The 20,875-nt window shown below is 34.4% G+C and carries 13 protein-coding genes; 6 read left to right on the top strand and 7 right to left on the bottom strand.

All coding sequences use genetic code 11. The annotated features are described in order from the left end of the window. Positions 1-3: 3 nt before the first annotated feature. Both brxL and ACEYOS_RS07915 read left to right on the top strand, forming a co-directional pair. Positions 4-2,103: a BREX system Lon protease-like protein BrxL gene (gene brxL / locus ACEYOS_RS07910; RefSeq protein ID WP_373707965.1), complete on the top strand. Its 2,100-nt coding sequence runs from the start codon at positions 4-6 to the stop codon at positions 2,101-2,103. Between the two features lie 145 nt (positions 2,104-2,248). After that, complete coding sequence (locus ACEYOS_RS07915) at positions 2,249-4,666, top strand: helicase associated domain-containing protein (RefSeq protein WP_373707964.1); 2,418 nt, start codon at positions 2,249-2,251, stop codon at positions 4,664-4,666. Positions 4,667-5,142: 476 nt separating this feature from the next. Here ACEYOS_RS07915 and ACEYOS_RS07920 read toward each other — a convergent pair whose 3' ends face one another. The 7 genes from ACEYOS_RS07920 to ACEYOS_RS07950 form a co-directional block, all read right to left on the bottom strand. Then, complete coding sequence (locus tag ACEYOS_RS07920) at positions 5,143-8,517, bottom strand: TM0106 family RecB-like putative nuclease (protein ID WP_373707963.1); 3,375 nt, start codon at positions 8,515-8,517, stop codon at positions 5,143-5,145. A 124-nt stretch (positions 8,518-8,641) separates the two neighbouring features. Beyond that, positions 8,642-12,373, bottom strand: a complete 3,732-nt coding sequence (locus tag ACEYOS_RS07925) for a hypothetical protein (protein WP_373707962.1) — start codon at positions 12,371-12,373, stop codon at positions 8,642-8,644. A 3-nt stretch (positions 12,374-12,376) separates the two neighbouring features. After that, positions 12,377-12,949 (bottom strand): hypothetical protein, encoded by a 573-nt coding sequence (locus ACEYOS_RS07930; protein WP_373707961.1) that lies wholly within the window; start codon positions 12,947-12,949, stop codon positions 12,377-12,379. 263 nt (positions 12,950-13,212) lie between these two features. Further along, the gene (locus ACEYOS_RS07935; RefSeq protein WP_373707960.1) at positions 13,213-13,665 is read right to left on the bottom strand and encodes a hypothetical protein; all 453 of its coding nucleotides are present in this window, start codon (positions 13,663-13,665) and stop codon (positions 13,213-13,215) included. Positions 13,666-13,734: 69 nt separating this feature from the next. Further along, on the bottom strand, positions 13,735-14,364 hold the full coding sequence (locus tag ACEYOS_RS07940; protein ID WP_373707959.1) for a VWA domain-containing protein: 630 nt from the start codon (positions 14,362-14,364) through the stop codon (positions 13,735-13,737). A gap of 11 nt (positions 14,365-14,375) precedes the next feature. Continuing rightward, complete coding sequence (locus ACEYOS_RS07945; protein ID WP_373707958.1) at positions 14,376-14,723, bottom strand: hypothetical protein; 348 nt, start codon at positions 14,721-14,723, stop codon at positions 14,376-14,378. Next, on the bottom strand, positions 14,716-15,996 hold the full coding sequence (locus tag ACEYOS_RS07950) for a DUF2130 domain-containing protein (protein ID WP_373707957.1): 1,281 nt from the start codon (positions 15,994-15,996) through the stop codon (positions 14,716-14,718). Before ACEYOS_RS07950 ends, ACEYOS_RS07945 begins: the two co-directional genes overlap by 8 nt. 76 nt (positions 15,997-16,072) lie before the next feature. Here ACEYOS_RS07950 and ACEYOS_RS07955 point away from each other — a divergent pair, with 76 nt between their 5' ends. From ACEYOS_RS07955 to ACEYOS_RS07970, 4 genes are all read left to right on the top strand, one after another. Further along, on the top strand, positions 16,073-17,083 hold the full coding sequence (locus ACEYOS_RS07955; RefSeq protein WP_373707956.1) for a helix-turn-helix transcriptional regulator: 1,011 nt from the start codon (positions 16,073-16,075) through the stop codon (positions 17,081-17,083). A gap of 279 nt (positions 17,084-17,362) precedes the next feature. Further along, complete coding sequence (locus ACEYOS_RS07960; RefSeq protein WP_373707955.1) at positions 17,363-17,701, top strand: hypothetical protein; 339 nt, start codon at positions 17,363-17,365, stop codon at positions 17,699-17,701. 255 nt (positions 17,702-17,956) lie between these two features. Continuing rightward, on the top strand, positions 17,957-19,639 hold the full coding sequence (locus tag ACEYOS_RS07965; RefSeq protein WP_373707954.1) for a hypothetical protein: 1,683 nt from the start codon (positions 17,957-17,959) through the stop codon (positions 19,637-19,639). Next, positions 19,640-20,305, top strand: a complete 666-nt coding sequence (locus ACEYOS_RS07970) for a response regulator (protein WP_373707953.1) — start codon at positions 19,640-19,642, stop codon at positions 20,303-20,305. The last annotated feature ends 570 nt before the right edge of the window (positions 20,306-20,875 follow it).

Consider the following 20,875-nt stretch of genomic DNA (forward strand, 5'->3'; position numbering starts at 1 on the left):
ATTATGGATGAATTAGATTTAAAATTAAACGAATTCTATCCCGGAAAAGTGGTTAGAAAAGATTTGGTTCACGATATTAAAAAAGCGGCGAATGTTCCGGCTTTTGTTTTGGAATTTCTATTGGCAAAATATTGTGCAACAGATGATCCCGAAGAAATTATCGCGGGTAAAAAAGCTGTTTTAGAAGTAGTAGAAAAAAACTATGTTAGACCAGATGAAGCAAATAAAGCGCAGTCCATGGTGCAGCAAAAAGGCCGACATAAATTTATTGACAGAATTCATGTAAAATATAAAGAACGTGAAAAACGACACTGGGCAGAGATGGAAAATTTTGGATCTAACCGTATTGCCATTAATGAAAAATTCTACAAAGACAATGAAAAGCTTCTTGAAGGTGGAGTATGGGCTGAAGTTACGGTGGGTTACAATGAAATTGAAGATGATGATTATGCGTTTTATATTGAAGATCTAAAACCCATTCAGTTATCTAGGTTTGATTTTAACAAATTTCTGGAAGGACGAAGAAACTTTACAACTGAAGAATGGATAAATGTTGTTCTTAGAAGTGTTGGTATTAATCCTGAAATTATCGATAATCTTCCTAAAGAATATAAAGGCAGAGTTCCGGAAGGAAAGCGATTGAAGTTTCATTTTTTAGCACGATTGATCCCGTTGGTTCAAGCGAATTATAACTTTATCGAACTGGGTCCTCGTGGAACAGGAAAATCCCACTTTTACAGCGAGTTCTCGCCGTACTGTACTTTAATTAGTGGTGGTAAAGCGAGTACTGCAACTTTACTTTACAATAATGCCCGGAAAAAAGTTGGTCTGGTTGGGTATTGGGATACCATTGGCTTTGATGAGGTCGGAAACCTGAAAATTACCGATACAGATACCATTCAAATTATGAAGGATTATATGGCTAAAGGTAGATTTAGCCGTGGTCGAGAAGTGATCGCTAATGCAAGTTTTGCTTTTGTCGGTAACATTGATCATTCTATAGAACAGGTAGTGCGATCTTCTGACCATTCACTATTTTTAACGTTGCCAAAAGCATTTGACTTTGCCATTCAAGATCGATTTTTTTACTATTTACCCGGCTGGGAAATTCCTAAAATGGATCCAAGATGGTATGCTTCCAACTATGGATTGATTACCGATTATTTTGCAGAGGCATTTCATCACATGCTTAAAAACAGCAGTGCATACAGCAATATACTGTCATCTAAAATGAGACTTGGGCCTAATGTGGAAGGACGTGATGATTTAGCTATCCAGAAGACAGCAATGGCCTTATTGAAAATTATTCATCCAGACGCTAATCCAACTGATGAGGAATTTGACGAAATTTTGGAATATGCGATTGAAGGGCGACGCAGAGTAAAGGAACAAATGGATAAAATGAAAGATGATGATGAATACAGTCGTGTTGATTTGTCATACATCAATGCGGCAGGCGTTGAAAAAATTATTTACTGTCCAGAAAGTAAAGCGGTGCTTCAAGATATTTCTTTAAATAAAGGAACAGATACTACTCTGCAAATCGAAAGTATAAATCCGGAACTGAATTTCGACGCTGATCCAATTCCGGAGGTTCAATCTGAGAATTTCATAAAACAAACTGAAGCTAAACCGAAGAATCTCAAAATTCTGTATGGTGACATCGGGTATAGTTACGAAGATGTATTTAAAAATTATTTTATCGGTGCAGAATCAATTACGATTCAGGATCCATATATTAGATTGAAGCATCAAATTTCCAATTTTATTAAATTGGCAGAGATGATCGTGAAAATTGGGGACTGCAAAAGAATTCACCTCATAACTTCATCTGATGATAGAGAGCAGAAAGAAGAGAATAATATAGCCTTTGAACAAATTGCTGACAGTTTATTTGAAAATGAGATACAATTTACATTTGAATTCTCAGATACAATACACGATCGTGAAATTAAAACAAGTAGTGGATGGCGTATCGTGATGGGTAGAGGTTTAGATTACTTTCAGTCTCTAGCCGGCAATTACATGCAGATCGGTGCGAATGATCAGAGTTTGAGACCTTGTTTAGAAACGAGTTTTGACTTTATAAAGAACGACATGTAACGTAAATGTTTCGTAATTTTAATCTTAAAAAACATTCTTTTTTGTTTGAAGGTTATATTTTAAAGAAGGATGTGGGAAGACAAGTATTTATTTTTTAAGGGGCATTTTTTCAGGAAAAATAATTTGAAATAATAATTAAATACGTATGACTATAGAAATATTACTTGATAAAGAGCTTATAAGTGTAAGAGCTCATACAGTATGTTTATCATATGGCTTACTGAATTTAGAGGATATTAGACATTATTTCAATGAAAAAAAGACATTTACTGATTTAAAAAATTGTGGTCGAAAATGTATTAACGAGTTGACAGAAGTTTGTAATTATTATGAACCTGAAATTGCAATTGAAGAATTAGACGCAAAAACATTATTTATTGAGTCACCTTTAAATGTAAATATTAAATATCTTTTAGAAAATAATAAAATTAGCAGTAGGGTTTACAATGCCTGTGAAGATCAACGTTTTTTTTGTATCAATGATATTATTAAGCACTATAGAGTGAACCACCAATTTATTTTTAAAAATTGCGGAAAAAAAACGCAATCAGAATTTTTAAGTATTTGTTTAGAATACAATGATTTATATAAAGATAATTTAACAAATCAATCATTTTCAAAAACTGGATCGGTTGAACTTACAGTAAGTCAAGAAAAGGTTTTAGAAACTATAATTTTATCCGAAATTAAAAAACTTCCTTTAAAAGCTAGAGATATCTTAAATGATTATTTAAATAATGACTTAACTCTAACTAATATTTATAAAAATATCATCCTAATTGATACTTTTGCATTATATGATTCACTAAAAGTTAATAATAATCTAAAAAAAAAATTATTTGATTTCTTTAAAAAAATTGTTTTATTAAGTCAGGAAGTTAGTGTACAAAAAAAGCAGAAAGAATTAAATGCTTTACAAAACAGATTTCTTCTTAATAAATACTTCCCATCTATAGATAATTATCCATCGCAGGTTATATCATCTATGTTCTCTTTCGTAAAATATTTATTGGATGAGAAAGTTATTTTCGATAGCAAAGAAAATTTCATCTTTGAAAATTGCTTGCGGATATTTATAAAAAAGGACATTCTAAAGATTAAGAATGCTGCAGAAATATTGCAATTAGCAGAATTTAAAATTGTTCAAATTAGAACTGCTTTATTACAAAACCTACAAAATAATTTTTCGTTTTTAACTTATTTTGAGGACGAATTCGTCATTAATCTTACTTCGAATCTTGATTGTATTTTTATTAATGAAGAAGAAGCAGAAAATATTAATTTAATAAATGGAACACAGTTTTCCAAGGAGTTTATATTATTTCTTCTTTATATTTCTACAAATAAAAAATATAAAATTTTCGGAAATATAGACGAAGCATTTAAAAGACAACAAAATGATAAAAAAATATTTGACAAGTCAAAATATTTTTATCTGATAGAACGAGAACTTTATTTTAAAATTAATTTCACAAAATTACTTAAAGATCTAAGTCAAAGAACACTGGAAAAAAGAGATAAATCTTATATTTTAAATTTTAAGGATTATGTTTTTAAATTTTTAAAAACAAAGGATGAAAAGGAGATTATGAAAATTCAAAATGTGGTTTCTGTTTTTATTAGGAATGAATTTGACATCGAAATAAGACATGGTGATATTGTTTTCAAAAGAACAACGAAGAAAACTTTAGCTGAGCGTGTTATTGAGGTTTTGGAAAGATTAGATAAACCTTCTACGATAAATGAGATAAATAGAAATTTGCAATTATATTTTCCAGATTTATATAAAAGTGATGTAAGTATCAAAACTATTTGTCAAAGATCCGTTAGTATTATTTCTTTCGGACGAACTGGTTTATATGGTCTGAAATCATGGGAGGAATTGATTAGCGAAATTGGGACAGGTACTATACGTAGTATTGTTTTCGAATATTTAGATGGTTTTCAAGAGCCGAAAAATATTTCGGAAATTCTACATTTTGTTTCAAAATATCGACGTACTACCGAAAGGAGTATTCTTGAAAATTTAAAATTGGAGAAGTCAAAATCATTTGTGTTTTTTGAGAATAATTATGTTGGCGTTAAAAATAAAGATTACGATTTGACTTTTATTATTTTGAAATCTGTAAACCAAATTCCAGTTAAAACTTGGGACGAGAGATTTAAAGACCTACAGCTTTTTTTACAAGAAAATAATTCAATACCTTTAAGCAGTTCTTCTAATGCAATTGAATTAAGTCTTTATAGATGGCTAAAAGTTCAAAAGTCAAAATTAATTTCAGGAGAGTTGACATTTCATCAATCTAAGTTACTTCGTGAGTTTATTTTACGAAATAAGATTCGCGGTGGTCTCGGAAAAGTACAGCAAACAACAGAAATTAAATACACTGCTTTACAAAAGTTCATCAAAACAAATTTGAGACTTCCCAAATCCAAAAATATTGGTGAAAGTTATCTGTATAGATTTCTTTGTAGGCAAAGAAATCTTTATAATAATAAAAAATTATCTCCCCAAGATTTACAATTATATATTAAAATAATTCAACCGTTTGATCTTATTTAAGATTTAATAAATTTTTAAAAAAAATCATAATGCTCAGATTTTATAATCCAAGCACTATGCTTAAGTGGTAGTAGTGAAGAACTACCCAGTATTATTCCTCATAAAAATTATCCTTAGTATCTTCATTTCTTCGTACTTTAGAATAATATACATGACGTGAAGTTCTGTCCTTTTCAAACATTTTCTTAATGCCGGCTTCATTCTTCTCGAAAATCAAAGTATAGGTATGAAAAGATTAAGCGCGATTTGATCAACACGGCGAGCGGTAGAAGTTAGGTATTTCATGATCTTACATGTAATTACATGCAGATTGGTGATGGCTTGCCCATTCCTTTTAAAGTTATGCTATACTCATTGGTCTTGCGGACAAGAGGGTGTGGAAAAGATTGTAAGTTTTATAAAGTGGTATAAAACAAAATACCCTGATGATAAATCACTAGGGTGCAAAATGTAAGATGGTAAAAAGTTTATTCTATTTAAATCTCCGCGAAAATGGTATCCACTTTCGTGGCCATTTCCATAAACCTGCAGAAAGGATTCGCCAATTTGATCTGTTCCGGAGATTTACAATCGGGTTCGAATAATTTCGGGCTTCCCACCAGAATGAAGGCCGCTTTCGCCCTTGATACTGCAACATTAAAGCGGTTTGGGCTGTAGAGAAAATCCATGCCGCGGGGTGCGTCTTCAGGAGAGGAACTTGCCATACTGTAAATAATCACAGGTGCTTCCTGCCCCTGGAATTTATCCACCGTTCCTGTTTCGATTTCAGGTAATCTCTTCTGTAATTCAAAAACATTGCTGTTGTACGGAGTGATGATTTTTATATGTTTATGCTGCAAAAGGTGTCTGTTATTCTGCTTATCAAAAAAATAAACATCTCCTTTAGTTAAATCTTCGATTATTTTTTCGATGCAGTCAACTTCTTCTACCGAGAAATTACTGTTCCCGGTGTGATTTACCATTTTATAAAATAAGCCAGAGCCTTGAAACGGAGTGTTTCCTTCAATTCTTTGGTTCTCCAGTTCATCAATAGGATTTAGTCGGGATTCATAAAACATATCAGAATCGAAGGAACAGATGTCAGGATGCATGCGCCAGGTTCTTTCCAGAAAAATTCCTTTTCCTGCGGGGATCGTTTTATGGCCTTCGAGTAAATGCTCCAAAGCAGAAACCTCTGTTCCTTCAGGATGTATTCCCTGTATCGGCTGCTTCAGTTGCTGATGGTCTCCCAATAATACAATATTTCTGGCAGCGTGGGAAGCTACAACGGTATCGATGAGAGCAAACTGTCCGGCTTCATCAACAAAGAGATAATCAACAGAATTCCGAAGTGCTTCATCTGCCCACATAAAACTCGTACCTGCAATGATATGATAACTGGTGAGATTTTCTACGATTGAATTGATGTTACCTGCTTTATTCCAGTGTGGTGATCGCTCGGCTGAAGAACTGCCTTTGTAATTAATTTTAAGATCAAAATTTTCTGTAGTAGCCACTTCTCTCACTTTCAGGAGTAAGTTCATGATCACCTTGTGGCTTAACGCGCTAACCCCAATTCTAAAGCCTTTTTTTATTAATTCGAAGATCATATGACTGCCCGTGAAGCTTTTACCGGAACCTGGTGGTCCTTGAATTGGTAAAAAGCTGTTGTTTAATTTTGAGGCCCAGTCAATGCTCCTTTTTACAGTATCGGTTTCATTGATTGGAGGTGCGGAAACTTTTGGTAAGCCGTTGAGTAAAAGATCTCTCGTTACGCTATAGTCGTTACTATCATGATTAAAACTGTTTTCTATGATCCATTCTGCAATGCGAATAAGCGTTTCTGCTTTTTTAGCACTGGAAATCTTATTATACTTAATAATTTTCTCGATATGTACGTTATGAATGGAGGGTCCTTTTTTAATTTTGATCAAATTTCTTATCTCATCAACTTCTACAACGGTTCCCGCTCTTTCTCCGTCTTGATTTTGCAGATTATCGTTAGGTCTGAATTCATATTCCTGCGGTGGGAAAGAATAGGTATCTATATGACAGGATAAACTTGGAACACGCTCACCGGTAAACTGCATATAACTGATCGCTTCTTTTTCTTCCATAATTTCATCATCGTCAATTTCCAGGAGACGAAAATATTCCCAATAAAAAGATTTTTCTTCTCTACGGTACCAGTCCAGCATATGGGCAAGAAGATATTTCGCTTCGTCTTCTTTATTTCTTTCCGTGGCGTCAAAAGAAACGCCTTCCATCAATGCATCATATAACGGTTGAATCTTCAGCAAATGTGCATTTACAGATTCAGGTACTTCAACATTCTGTGGAAAAGGTCGTGATATGTTCTCACCATTCTCGATCAGTTGTGTTCTTTCATTCTCCAGCCACAAATGAAGATGTTGCGTAGAAAAGCAGTCTTCCTGATTGTAAAGTTGAATGGCATCTGTCATCTCTTCAGTGATCAATTCAAATTTTTTTAATTCGAGTAAAAATTCGTAATAGGCTTTTATTTTGGAAAGTTTCCGCAGATCCATTTCACGGACAAAACCGTGGTATTTTTCCAGATCCTTTAAAGAATACCTTTCAACACCGGCTCTTAAAGACTGCTTCAAAATACGGTGTAAGTCTACAAAAGTTCCGGCCCGTAACAGAATGTCAATTTCATTTTCTTTAACGGCGTATTTTCCCATCATTCTTTTTAGGGCAATGGTTTCATAAGGCGCGAAATGATAGACATGTAGATCCGGGAATAGTGCCCGATTTTCAAATACAAAATCAACAAACTGCTCCAGTGCAGCTTTTTCTTCATCCAGATCTTTTACCCAAATTTTAAAATATTCATCCTGAAAAACCCATCCAAAAAGATATTCAATTCCCGAAGGCTCAATCAATGGATCGCCCTCAAAATCCAGATAAATATCTCCACGGGAAGGCTCGGGCAGATTATAGAACCCCGTTGATTCAATCCTGTCTAAAAGCTCATATACTGGCCTGTTTGCTAAACGGGATTCATTTTGCACGCGCGCCTGTTCGCGTAATTTCACAAAAGTGCTTACTGATCCTCTATGGGGTTTAAAAGCCAAAGGAAGGGGTAGGGAAGCCAACTGATCCAGCGTGTCAACACTTTGGAATTTTAACTCCTTCATCTGTGACGTCCCCATTCCGGCGATAAAGCTCAGGTGGTCATCTGCTCTCCGTCGTTTGTTGCAGTGTTCCCACCAGTTGCAGATATCACAATGAGAACAGGGTTCCGGATAGGTCTCATTCGGACTTTGTAAATCAGCTGCCAATCTTTTTTTGATCAGTCTGAAATAGGAAATATAATCATTTACCCGGTAGTCGGTTTCTCCTTCCGGTGTTCTCACATGCATATATTCCGGCAATACACCCTGAACCTCTTCTAAAAGCTGAGAATATAAAGTGATTTGTAGGATAGTTCCGGCTCGGGTATGGGTGGAAAGTTTTGTGTCGATAACTTCATATGACCAAGCCCATAAATTACTGGGTAAAGGAACCTTCACTAAAAAATCTGCCCAACCCTGCCACTGGTCATTCCCAAGTCTTGCCTGATAGATATAGTCAAAACCGTCCTGCATTGCCTGTAGGGTTTTTTGCCTGGGATCACTTTCTTCGGGATTTATTTTCAAAACCGAACAGCCTTCATTTTCCAATGAAGTTAAGAATGAATTCTCAAATTCTATTCCGCGTTCCCGCAAAACATCCAGTACCCTGTTGTTGTTCACGGGTTTTTCCAAAAGACCTTCTAAAACTCCGTTATTAAGTGAAGTCAAATGCTTACAGTGAATATGGTTCGAGAGATCTGAAGCAGAAAAAATGATTTGATTATTGGATTTTCTCATGGCTAGATATTTTGCTAATTTCTTTGGGTTGTGGAATTAATATTCCTTTGTTTTTTGACCGTCAATTAAAAGTGCATCACTCTTTAGGTTTTGTAATGCTTTAAAAAAAGAGATAGATTATGTTTTATGCCACCGGTTGATAAACCTCTGTACAGGTATACATGTACAAAGCCACAAACTGGGAAATAAGTTCTACAATATTTATATTTTCCTCCAGAAGTAATTCCGAAGTGAGGTCATGGTCCTTAAGATTTCGATAGTGCATTAGGCTATTAAGCGATTTTGAAAAGTAAAGTTTTCTGGAATCTGCAAGATATGCAGGACGGTGCTTCATATCTCTTTCGTACATTCGAAGATTTCCCAATATCCCATTACTGCGGATTATATTTCCTAAACCTCTTTCATATTGATTGTTCGGTTCAAAGTTTAAAGACTTCAAATAAGGTTCATAAAAATTCACAATATTTCCAAGAAAAGCAAACCTTTCATAGTGATCAGTTTTCAACACGAAAACTTTAAAAAGATAATGTAAGGTAATACTGCCATTGGTTAAATCCTCCATTTGTTCCACAAACTTATTAAAGGATCGCACATAGTGATTTTCTGATATAAAGTAAGGCTCAAGTTTTTCCTGCAAAGCAACCATTAGTTCTTCCCTGTTGAATGCTCTACCCTCCACATATTCCAAACCATGTCCCACTGCCGCTCTTTCGTCAGCTTCCGGTTCAATAGTATTGATATTTGCTGGCTGCGCTTCTGGAAGATATTCCGGTACAAGTTTTACATATTCAATATTATCACGTCTAAACTTCTCAAACAAATGACCGTTGTGGAAAAATTTATAAAAATTATTGATACTGACGCCTTCGGGAATATTTTCCTTATACTTTGAACGTAGGGATTTTAAAGTTAATCCTTCTGGGTTGGCTTTGAGATCCTGTACGATAAAAGCCCGGATAAGCGTCTTGTACTGTGGCTCTTTCCGGTATTTGATCTTCGCAATATTTTTTTCAGGGTTAACCATATAAATGCCGTTATGCTCAAGAAAATATTCTTTTTCTGACAGATTTCGGAAATATAATTTTATCTGTCTTTCGTCCCTGTTCTCTTCAGAAAGAAGTTCCCATACTCGATTCTGTATATTTTCTTTTGTAAACTGCGGGCTATGTTCTGAGGCTATTTTATACGCTTCCAACATGGCCCGACCGATAAGTTGATTTCTGACCGGATGAAATTTAATTTCAGGATACTCGTTAACATAATCTTTGTGAACGAAAAGATTGAGATCATCTTTGCTTGTTCTGCAAAATGACATAATATAAGCTCTCACTGAACTATCCTTAATGTTATAGTGATTGTCGCGAATTGCTTCTATAACTTCAGCATAAGAGATTTTTCCTCCATTTGTAATAATTTGATTTTCAATGAAAACAGAAGGCACTTCTCTTTCAGCATGATGCCAGTATTCAGAATGAATCCAGGTATTGTTACCAAAACTGATAACATTTCTATTACTTTTGATGATGAGTTGATTTGCAGTGTATTCATCGTCTTCGTAATTTCGCTGAATCATATTCAATTCCTCTAAAATTTGGTCTGAGGACATATTATCTTCATTCCTGTACAATAGCCTTTCTACTTTTAGCATTAAACTTCCCAAAAGATTGGGCTGAATATTATATTTTAGTGTTCCGTCCTCATGTTCTGCACACTGGTAAGGCTTGAACTTTAAAACAGTTTCGAGCACACCTTCATCAACCGTAAATTTTGTTGTAAGTTTTTCTACGATCTCCTCCAGAGTAAGGCTATATGGAGAGTTTTTCATCAGTTGAAAAAGTTCTCTGTTAAAGTGTTTGAATTTTGTGATACCATATATCTCAGGCTCAATCAGTACATAATAAGGTATTACGGAGTTATTGTGAAACTGTGCCAAGTCAAATCCAAACAGGGACATATATTTAGCAAGAGTCTCATAATTTTGTGCATTAGCATTTAACTGCTCTCCAAATTCAGGATTGTATAGTTCGCTGCTCAATATAATTTTAATTTCCTCCGTAAAATTTCCTGTCAGGTCCAGTAGGTATTCATTAGGAGAACCGAAAATAAATGAGAAAATATTATAAGGCTTTTCTTTTTCTGTGAAAAGTAGCCGGATCATTTCTCCCGAAAGCTCATAAATTCTTCCGGTTTGGTTGTAATTAAGATCTGTTTGTTCTTTATAATAAGTTTTAAAAATTTGCAGGTTTCGGATCTCCTGACTTCTATATTTATTAACGTACTTAATGTTGAAATTCTCTACATGGTCAACGACGCGGTCTCTATATTTTTCAATATTTTCTGTAAGTGTTTTTTCATAATCATAATCTAGATGTAGTGAATCTCTGCTAGGAAGCTTTTCCAGTGCTTTTATACTGTCACTGTCTAATAATGTTCGTTGGAATTCAATAAAATCATTAAGTTTATTTTCAGTCATTCCTTTTATTCTGAGAAAAGAGTGATTATCGGTACACATGATCTTTAGTTTGCTTGGCTGCTCATTTTCCAGCATTCTTTTTAGACATTTTGGCAAGAGTAATTTGCTGTAATCTGAAAGTTGTAGTCTGTCCCAGTTTAAAAGATCTTCCTCCGACGGCAAAATACCATATGCATTTTCAATAAAAAGTTTCAATTCACCTTCAAAATCTGTAATAGACACGTTTTCATTGAGTTTCCGAAGAAGAAGCTGTGACATCAAATAAACACTTATCTCTTTATTATTGATAATTCTTTGTCTCAAAGTCCCTACGAGGGGCGATATAATTTCATTATTAAAAAGAAGCTCATCAATGGTTCTGTAATGGTTTTTTATTTGGTACGGAATTTTACCAATTCCAGGCAGAATTTCAAGCAAACCTATATCCTGGGAATAAATGGGGTCTTCAAGTTCACCGTTGTAGTTGTTTTGCTCAGGTTCTACTTCTTTTTCTTCCTCTTTTTTTTCTGTAATTTGCTCAACTTTTGAATTTTCTTCTATATAAGCTGATAATATATTCATAATACCGATCTCCGGAGTTTTAATTACCATATCAATATCACCTCCCCTGACAAACAGACGTTTTTTCGCCTCAGTATTGACCGAATATTCAGGAACTGATAAGAGGGTTTGATGCAGTGTCTGGCGAAAAATCGCATCATCTAATTTTAAAAAAGATTTCAGTACACTGCTTCCAGTCAGGTCAAGCGTGTTTTTAATCCATTCTCGGAGACTCTTATTATCATCTGTTCGTTTGCAAAAATCTTCAGCCGACTGTTCTGTTATGATCATTTTTATACCGAGCTGCCGGGCTATAAGCGGGTAGAAAACTGTTGGTATAGTTCCCTCAAAATTGCCCATACCATGTGTAATGCCGTCGCAATAAGTATAAACGATTGGGATCTGGATTTTATTACGAAGGAGATTGGCCAGTACTTCTTCATTCATATACCCCCGGAAATACAGTAGCCATTTTACGGTGTCGCTGTTACCAATCTTTACTTTGTGAATTTCAACTGATCTATTTTCACCGTGTAAATATCTAAAGGTATTTACGGAAGTGATTGAGAATTCCTTGAGACAGCCAAGCCATCGTCGTTTGTCATAGTACTCAATATCTGGCCATAAAAGATCACTGTGGATATAAATTTCCGGATCATTACCTTCAAGCTCCTTAAAACGCCTTCTGTTGAGGTATTGTAGATCGTTAAGATCTAAACCGGAACTAGGATAGTATGCCAGGTTCGCTGTCTTCCATTTCTCTTTAAATTCATGCAGAATAGTTTCATCGCCTTCAATTGTGAAATTTTTAGAAAGCATTGGAATAAAAAAAAGATTACCCATAAATTATTGGTTATGTTTACTGATTTTGTGAATTAAGGAACTTAAGTAGATTTTCGACAGACAACCCGTTTCATCAGAAAATTCTTTTATAAAATACTCATCATCTACCGCTCTGGTTAAGATCGCGTCTGTTTCGATACCTACGAGATCCAAATCAAAGTGATTAAATATACTTATGAAAAAATCGGTGTAAAGATCCATATTCGTTTTAGAAATTTTATTTACCTCCAATCGTAAGTTTCCCGGTAAATTCCCCAATACAATATCAGTCATCCTGCAGAATGCGTGTGGATAAAATTTCGCAAATATCTCACTGCTGCCGGTTTTCCATCGAAAGTAATTGCTAATGTATAGATGGTCTTGTGGTGCATAATTGTAAATCATTTTATTAACCAAACTTAACGTAAGTGAGTGCCATATAAAATCGGTAATATCAGCTAAGTTTTCATTCAGTTGTTTTATGATTTCCTTTTTACTTAACTTCCAATCTATCCCATGTAACCAATAATAGCGATTCTTGTCGAACTCTAATTCACTATATTTCCTTACAAAATTCTCATTCAAGATGTCATTCATAGAAGTGTCTTTTTTTATTTTAAACTGGCAAATTAATAATCACAATAGAAACTTTATCTCTTATTTATAAACCACTCATTCCAATTATTAAATTTTAGATTTTTGGATTACATAAATACGATTATATTTCCATTTAAATTAAATATTTGAGGTGTTCATATTAAAATAATATAGATAGTAAAAAAATCATAACTTTATTTATTTAACGATTTTATGAAAACCACAATGATGGTCTTTATTATTCTAAACAGAATATTTATTAATTAGACCTGCTTTAAAAAATCATATTTTGAAAGTAATGGCGTCATCGATTCCACATCAAACATCTCAATCACCACAGATATCTGCTCACCGTCATCAGTCAATTCATAATAATCCATCTCCTGGAAATCCACTTTATATCCAGTTCTTATCCCTAATAAATCTCTGAAGTAAGTAGTTGAATCATCTCTAATAAATTCTTCCTGTATGACTTTAGCACTTCCAGAAGACAGCATCGCTGCCAATCGGATTAGTAAAAAAGCGTCGTCGTTACCATTTGTCTCATCTTCAACAAAACATTTAAAAAAAGATTCTTTATCATATGCAGCTTTTGCGTCTCCAAAATCATCAATTTGAAAATGAGCATAAAGAATTTTTAAATCTTCGAGTGTAATTTTATTCATATCGAAATCGAATTCATATTTTTCATTGGGGCTTTGGGTGGTATTTGCCATGTTTAATTATTTTTATATTGAAGTTTATTATTTTTAATGATGTTATCATGAAATCTGAAGCAGCTCTTATTACAGCTCTTCAAAAAAATTATCCTTAGTATCTTCATTTCTTCGTACTTTAGAATAATAAACATCACGTGAAGTTCTGTCCTTCTCGAACATTTTCTTAATGCCGGCTTCATTCTTCTCGAAGATCAAAGTATTGGTTATGGAAAGTTTAAGTGCGATCTGATCGACATCATGATCGGTTCCGATGTAGGTAAAGGTCCATTTCTCCTGTTTCAACTTTTCAATGAGTTCTTTAATCTGTTTTCCGGAATATTCTTTCGAAGCATTTTCTTCACCATCTGTCATAATGGTGACAAGAACATTACACTTTTCCTGATTTTTCACCATGCTGTATAATTTCGTCACTGCAAATCCAATAGCATCGAAGAGTGGAGTAGCAGCATTCGGCTGATAGAGATCAGCATCGATCTCATTAAGTTTTTCTACCGGATCAATGAAGTGCAACAATTTGTTGGCAAGATCATTAAAACTCACTACAGAGATAAAATGCTCCTGCTCCGGGAATTTTTTTTGGGAACCTTTAATCGACTGAACTGTTTCGTTAAAGCCTGAAATGATTTGCGATTTAATACTGCCCATTGAGCCACTTTCGTCTAAAATAATGAGGTTGTGTACGTGTTGCTTTTCCATAATAAATAATTTTAGTTGTTAGCCCAATATTGATGGCATTTAATAATTTCCTGAATACTGAATATTCCTTCCTCTTTCAGCTTTCTCCAGTTTTTTGTAAGTCCTAAATCCTCGCAAAGCTTATAAAACCCATCGCCTTCTTCACCATTTTTTGAAAGTACAACTGCACTTAATAGGGGACGGTTGTTTTCAAATTCGTAGACGGAGATTTCTCCCAGGATCCTTCCAATTTCACCCCGATCAGAGGGATTGTCCCGCATGTTGAGTTTTAAATCGCAGGCATTACACAATTCCTGATAACTGATAATACTTTTGTTTTTCGAAACTTCGATGAGTTTGTTTCTTACGATATTATTCATTGTCAAGCGTATTTTCAAGTTGATATTGGGAAAATCCTATTTCCAGCATTTCTATGGTCTGAACCGCATTTCCACCAATTCCTTTGATAGAGCCGTACATATTCACCGTATTATTGATGACTTTTTGGATTTGCTTTTCGCGTTGCTTCCAACTTCTCATCATGGCTCTTTTTTCTGTGTTCAGGTCAGTTTCCATTTGTTGAAAACCTTCGATAATTCCTTCCATCTGCAGTCTGAATTCGGTACCGGCAAGAAAATTATAGAGCATTACCATTTTATCCCCTTTATTTTCCTGAGATTTAACAGCAGCACTGATGGTGATCAATGATTGTCGTAAAATACTTGCCAGGCCTTTAAATTCATCAAATTTGCAGATGTAGATACCCTGGTAAAATCCCATCCTTTCCATCCCGGTCGGTAAAACATCCGTTACAAGAACTCCGATGTCAGCTCCTTTTTCACGGATATCATTTTTAAATTTTTCAATCCATGCTCCTGCAAAGTTTTTTGCGCGTTTACTTTCGTAATAAATGGTTCCACAGTTTTGAGTGTCGAAAGTGTTAACAGTCTGCAAACAGTCGGCGCCTGATGCACCCTTTTTAATTTCGTCGATCGTATCCAGGGGAAAATTAAGTGCGAGAAATTCTTCAATAGCAAGTTCCATCACTTCACCTTGCAGTTGCATTGAACCTTGATCGTGTTTGCGCTGCATTTCTTTGGTTAAATTTTGTTGTACCTCCAGTTTTTTCTCCAGTTCCTTTACTTTAAATTCATTCTGTGTCTCCAGCTGCATTTTTATTTTCTGGCGTTCTTCTTCAAGCTTTGTATTGAGTTTATGCTCATTCTCCGCTTCCAAAGTTTCTTTCAGTTCCTTTTTTTCCCGTTCCATTCTGGCAAAATCAGCTTTCATTTTATTAAAATCTCTTAACTGTTCCGATTTGGTGTTCAGTTCTTCATCTTTTGATTTCAGGATTTCTGCATTATCGGCTTCCAGTTTTATTCTAATAGCCGCTTCAGCTGCTTTTTCAATTTTCTTTTTCTCCTCTTCAAGGATGGCTTTCAGAATAGAATCCTGGTTTTTCTTTAATTCTTCAACTTCCTTCTGTTTTACATGGAGCATTTCTTCTTTTTCTGCATATTTTTGTTTTAGAGAATTTTCTTCTGCAAGAAGTTTAGATTTTAAAGTTTCTTCGATCTGATGGGAAAATACGTCATTAACATCGATCTCAGTTCCGCAGCTGGGGCAGTTAATTGTTTGCTTTTGAGTTTTCATCATTTTGTTTTTATTGATTGACAGTACAAAAGTATTTGTATCTTGTGCAGTGAATCTGCATCTTAATAATTAAACTATGGCAATCAATAAAAACGCATATCTGAGATATCAGATCCTGGACATTTGTTTTCGAAATACCGGAAGAAAATATACGATTGATGATCTGTTGGAAGAGATCAATAACAGATTGTTTGAAAACAATCCAGGCAATTCCGGTATTCAGCGCCGTCAGCTTTTTGATGATATCAAATACATGGAAAGTGAAGATGGTTTTTCGATTCCATTAGATAAGATCAAAGACGGCAAAAAGAAAATTTACAGGTATTCTGATAAAGAATTTAGTATAAGGAACGAACCACTTAGTGCAGCCGAAGCGGTTCATATGCAGTCGGCAATGCAGATCTTTTCCCGATTTTCCGGTTCTCCCCAGTTTGAGTGGATGGATGAAATATTACCAAGGTTGGAAGCCAAATTTGGTGCAATTGAAGACAGTAGCCGTATCATCAGTTACGAATCCAACATCGATTATATAGGAGCTGAATACATTAAAGTTATTTTTAATGCCATTCACAATAAGCGCGTTCTTAAAATTACTTACCACGGATTCAGACAGGAGAAAGCTGCCGAGTTAATTTTTCATCCCTACCATTTAAAGCAATACAATAACAGATGGTTTGCATTTGGACTCAATGCGGAAAACGGTATCGATACCTGGAATCTAGCTCTGGACCGGATAAGTCTAATCGAGGAAACGTCAGACTTCTATATTTCTTCAGATAGAGACTGGGAGGATTATTTTTACGACATCGTAGGAGTGAGCCGACCTTTTGAGGCAGAAGCAGAAGAGGTAAAATTACTTTTCAGTGCAGAAGCAAAACCTTATGTTTTAACGAAGCCTGTTCACGCATCTCAAAAGACAAAAGAGGTAGGAGAACATCTGGAAATCCGGATCAGTGTTATTCCTAATTTCGAACTCCAGAAATTAATTCTTTCTTTTGGGAAGCAGGTCACGGTAATCGCACCGGATCATTTAAAAAGTAAAATAATTTCTATCTTAGAAGAAGCCATCGCTAGTTATAAACTGTAACGATAATAATTACACCACCTCCTGCACAATTGAAGGACGGCCTTTGCTTTTAAAATAAAGAATATTAGGATGATTTTAAATTAGAGTAAGAGTAAATGGTGTACGCAATTGTTTTGGAGTCAATGATTAAATGTATTATTCTGCGTCTTAATATTAGAATATTTTCCGAAATAAATAAGAGATGCAGTTAGAATGCACAGGTTGTGCTTCTCTTTGTGATGTTAATTTAAAAACATTTCATACGAAAATATAGATTTTCGTCATGAGAAAAAAAAGCATATGAACGACAAAAAACAGCTCTATCTCGTCTTAAAGAAAGAATATTTCAACGAAATTCTCGATGGTACCAAAACCGAAGAATACCGTGATTTTACAGATTTCTATATCAACCGTTTATGCGAAGTTGATGAAAAGGGAGAAATCCAGGGTACTAAAAAATATGACACGGTAAAATTTCAAATGGGCTATAGCAAAGATGCGCCACAAATAATAATCGGATGCGAGGGTGTGTTCATAGAAACCGACGAAGATTTTGATATGGATAAAGACCTACTAACCACAGAAAATTGCAATTTCACTATTATGCTTGGAGAAATTCTGGAAAAGAAAAACTGTTGATATTATGTACAACTTCATAGGAGATATCTACGGCCATGCTGACGAATAGGAGGAGATTTTGGGATTCACTTTCCCTAATGGCAATATAAACACGCATATTAATAATCAAAATCAGTCAGAAACAACTTTAAATTTTGATACTGGCGGCGAAGACGGACAAGTTCCGCCTCCCAAAATTTAAACTTTATAACAGAAATAGCGAAATATTTATTTTCGCTATTTTTTTTGCCTAAATTTGGACTAAACTATTAAAACTTGAAACTGAAATTCTATCTCCTTATCATACTTTTCTCCTTAGTTTCCTGCAAGAAGCAAATTATTGAACCTGCGAAAAGCGAAAATAAATTTTACGATAAAGCCTACGATTTTCTATCCACCAGTGAAAAAGACAGTGCTTTTATTTACTTTAATGTTGCAAAAAATGCCTTCACACAAACGGGTGATTCTGCCAGAATAGGAAACAGCATGGTTAATATGGCCATTATACAAGCTGAAAAAGGCGATTATTATGGAAGTCAGGAAATGTCTTTGTCAGCCATCAAATATTTAAATAAAAAGGAAGAGAAATTACATCCCATCCTGTATTCTAATTATAATAATTTAGGAATTGTGACCAAAAATCTAGGTGATTATAACAAGGCGATTTCTTTCTTCGAGCAGGCAATTGCCTTTGCAACTTCTCAGTCAGAAATCAATACCTGCTTGAATAATAAAGCAAACTGTTTCAAGTATTTGAAAAACTATGATGCATCGATTAACATCTTAGAAGATATTTTTAAAAATATTGATCCCGTGAAAGATCAAAAAGGATTTGCTAGAGTAGTCGATAATCTTGCGTACATCAAATTTTTACAGAATCCCGCTTATAAAGCAGAAATGAAAATGTACGGTGCGTTGAAGACTAGGGAAAATGAAAAGGATTTGTGGGGCCAAAATGCAAGTCAATCGCATTTGTCAGATTATTTTGCGAAGAAAGATGTTGCAAAATCTCTTTTTCACGCCCATCAGATGTACGAAATCTCCAAGAAAATAGAAAGTCCCGATGATCAATTGGAAGCTTTGCAAAAATTAGTTGATTTAGAAAATCCAATTAATTCCAAAAAATATTATAAAATATATGTAAATCTGGAGGACAGCTTAACAAATATTCGGAACAAGGCGAAAAATCAGTTTGCATTAATCCGGTATGAATCTGAAAAAAACCGGGTAGATTTTTTAAAAGCTGAAGCGCAAAATATAGAGAACCGTTATCAGATCCTGCAAAGAAACATTGCGTTGGGAGCAGCCTTTTTGGCATTAATCTTCGCCATTTTTTGGACGCAGAAAAGGAAGGAGCATTTAAAACAGGAAAAAGATTTCGAGGTGAAAAGTACCGCCTTAAAGTATTCTAAAAAAGTGCATGACGTGGTTTCGAACGGAATTTATCAAGTCATGTCGGAAATTGAAAACAGTGCCGAAATCGATAAAAACAGATTGCTCGATAAGCTAGAGATCGTTTACGAGAAATCGCGCGACATCTCCTATGAGAATTTGACGGGAAATGCTGATGCAGATTTTAAATTGCAGGTTGGAACCTTGACGAAATCATTTTCATCCGACATTTTACAAACAATTATTATTGGAAATGACGAAGCTTTATGGTCCGAAATTCAGCCAACTTTGAAGACGGAAATTGCGCTTATTTTGCAGGAATTGTTGATCAATACAAAAAAACACAGCCAGGCAAATAAAATAATTTTAAAATTTGAAATTGTCAAGAATAGCCTGAAAATGGTGTATTCAGATGATGGTATAGGATTTGGAAACACGATGGAGAAAAAAAATGGGCTCCAAAATGTGGAAACCCGTATTTTTTCTCAAAAAGGAAATCTTACTTTTGACGATACAACAGGAAAAGGAGCTCATATTCTTATTTCTTTCCCTTTAAAAAACGGATAAATGTTTCAAAAAGTTCTCGCTGCCGAAGATTTCGAAAGTGCAAGCATTTCAGTGCAAAAATCACTAACTGATTTAAATATTGCAGAAAAAAAATTTGTATATTATTGTGACCAAGCGCTTGTTTTGCTCAAAGAAAGCCTTCGCGAAAATAAACCTTTCGATTTACTGATCACCGATCTTTCATTTGAAGAAGACTTTTCAAAGCAGAATTTAAAATCAGGAAAAGAACTCATTGTTGAAGCTCGGAAACTTCTGCCGAACCTGAAAATTCTGGTATTTTCGGGAGAAAAACGGCCCCAAATTATTAAAGAATTGTTCAGTGATTTACGAATTGATGGCTATGTCAATAAAGGCAGAATGGATGGTAAAAATCTTAAAACTGCCGTTGAAACTATTTTTGAAAATAAAACGTACCTCTCTTCAGAAAATCTCATTAATTTGAGAAAAACAGACACCATAGAACTGACTTCTGTAGAGTTTTCAATTTTAAAATTGCTTTCAGAGGGAGTTCTACAAAAAGATATGACTGAAATTTTGAAACAACGATCCCTAAAACCCAACAGCTTAAGTTCAGTAGAAAAAACTTTAAATTATTTGAAAGAGACTTTTGCGGCCAAAAGCAACGAACATTTGATTGCGATCTGCAAAGATTTGGGGGTGTTGTAAATATGTTTTTCGCACTGCCTCTCCTGAGTTCTTCCTTTTTCCCTTAATAAATTCGATTTTTTAGCATAATACTTCGCGCTTTACGGTTTCCCGTAAGGAAGTCTGCTTGTGGTGTTCTATATTTGAGACCTGAAAAACATTCAAACACCAAAAGCTCCAGAAAGCAAAAACAGGAAGCTCAAAACACAAATTTATATAGTTTTTTTCTGGAGTTGGAGGTGGAATTATTTGTTGTTTGGATATGCTATTATTAAAAAGTATAGATATGGCAGGAATAAATTAGTTTATATTGCGATTTATTGTAAAATATATAAACTGAAACGTTATAATTTTAATTACTACTCATAGGAAAGCTAATTTAATAATATGTTGCAGTTTAACGTCTTCGAGAATAGTTCCGTAGATTAACAATTACAAAATTTATTAGACCATTATTTTCTTAATTTTGGATTTGTGTTTGAAGTCGGATTAAACGTATAAACGACCAGTTTTTTTACTAAAAGTTGTCGAGAAGTTATGAATTTACTATTAATGATGCAAAATTCAATAAGTACATTTCAGCAATTAAAA

Origin of the sequence: Kaistella sp. (assembly GCF_041824135.1) — a bacterium.
Classification (GTDB): Bacteria; Bacteroidota; Bacteroidia; order Flavobacteriales; family Weeksellaceae; genus Kaistella.

Coding starts and splice junctions, on each gene's coding strand:
- ACEYOS_RS07940 (WP_373707959.1), bottom strand. CDS start 14,364: ATGGAAAAGCAACACGTACACAACCTCATTATTTTAGACGAAAGTGGC.
- ACEYOS_RS07925 (WP_373707962.1), bottom strand. CDS start 12,373: ATGGGTAATCTTTTTTTTATTCCAATGCTTTCTAAAAATTTCACAATT.
- ACEYOS_RS07955 (WP_373707956.1), top strand. CDS start 16,073: ATGGCAATCAATAAAAACGCATATCTGAGATATCAGATCCTGGACATT.
- ACEYOS_RS07970 (WP_373707953.1), top strand. CDS start 19,640: ATGTTTCAAAAAGTTCTCGCTGCCGAAGATTTCGAAAGTGCAAGCATT.
- brxL (WP_373707965.1), top strand. CDS start 4: ATGGATGAATTAGATTTAAAATTAAACGAATTCTATCCCGGAAAAGTG.
- ACEYOS_RS07935 (WP_373707960.1), bottom strand. CDS start 13,665: ATGGCAAATACCACCCAAAGCCCCAATGAAAAATATGAATTCGATTTC.
- ACEYOS_RS07930 (WP_373707961.1), bottom strand. CDS start 12,949: ATGAATGACATCTTGAATGAGAATTTTGTAAGGAAATATAGTGAATTA.
- ACEYOS_RS07950 (WP_373707957.1), bottom strand. CDS start 15,996: ATGAAAACTCAAAAGCAAACAATTAACTGCCCCAGCTGCGGAACTGAG.
- ACEYOS_RS07945 (WP_373707958.1), bottom strand. CDS start 14,723: ATGAATAATATCGTAAGAAACAAACTCATCGAAGTTTCGAAAAACAAA.
- ACEYOS_RS07920 (WP_373707963.1), bottom strand. CDS start 8,517: ATGAGAAAATCCAATAATCAAATCATTTTTTCTGCTTCAGATCTCTCG.
- ACEYOS_RS07915 (WP_373707964.1), top strand. CDS start 2,249: ATGACTATAGAAATATTACTTGATAAAGAGCTTATAAGTGTAAGAGCT.
- ACEYOS_RS07960 (WP_373707955.1), top strand. CDS start 17,363: ATGAACGACAAAAAACAGCTCTATCTCGTCTTAAAGAAAGAATATTTC.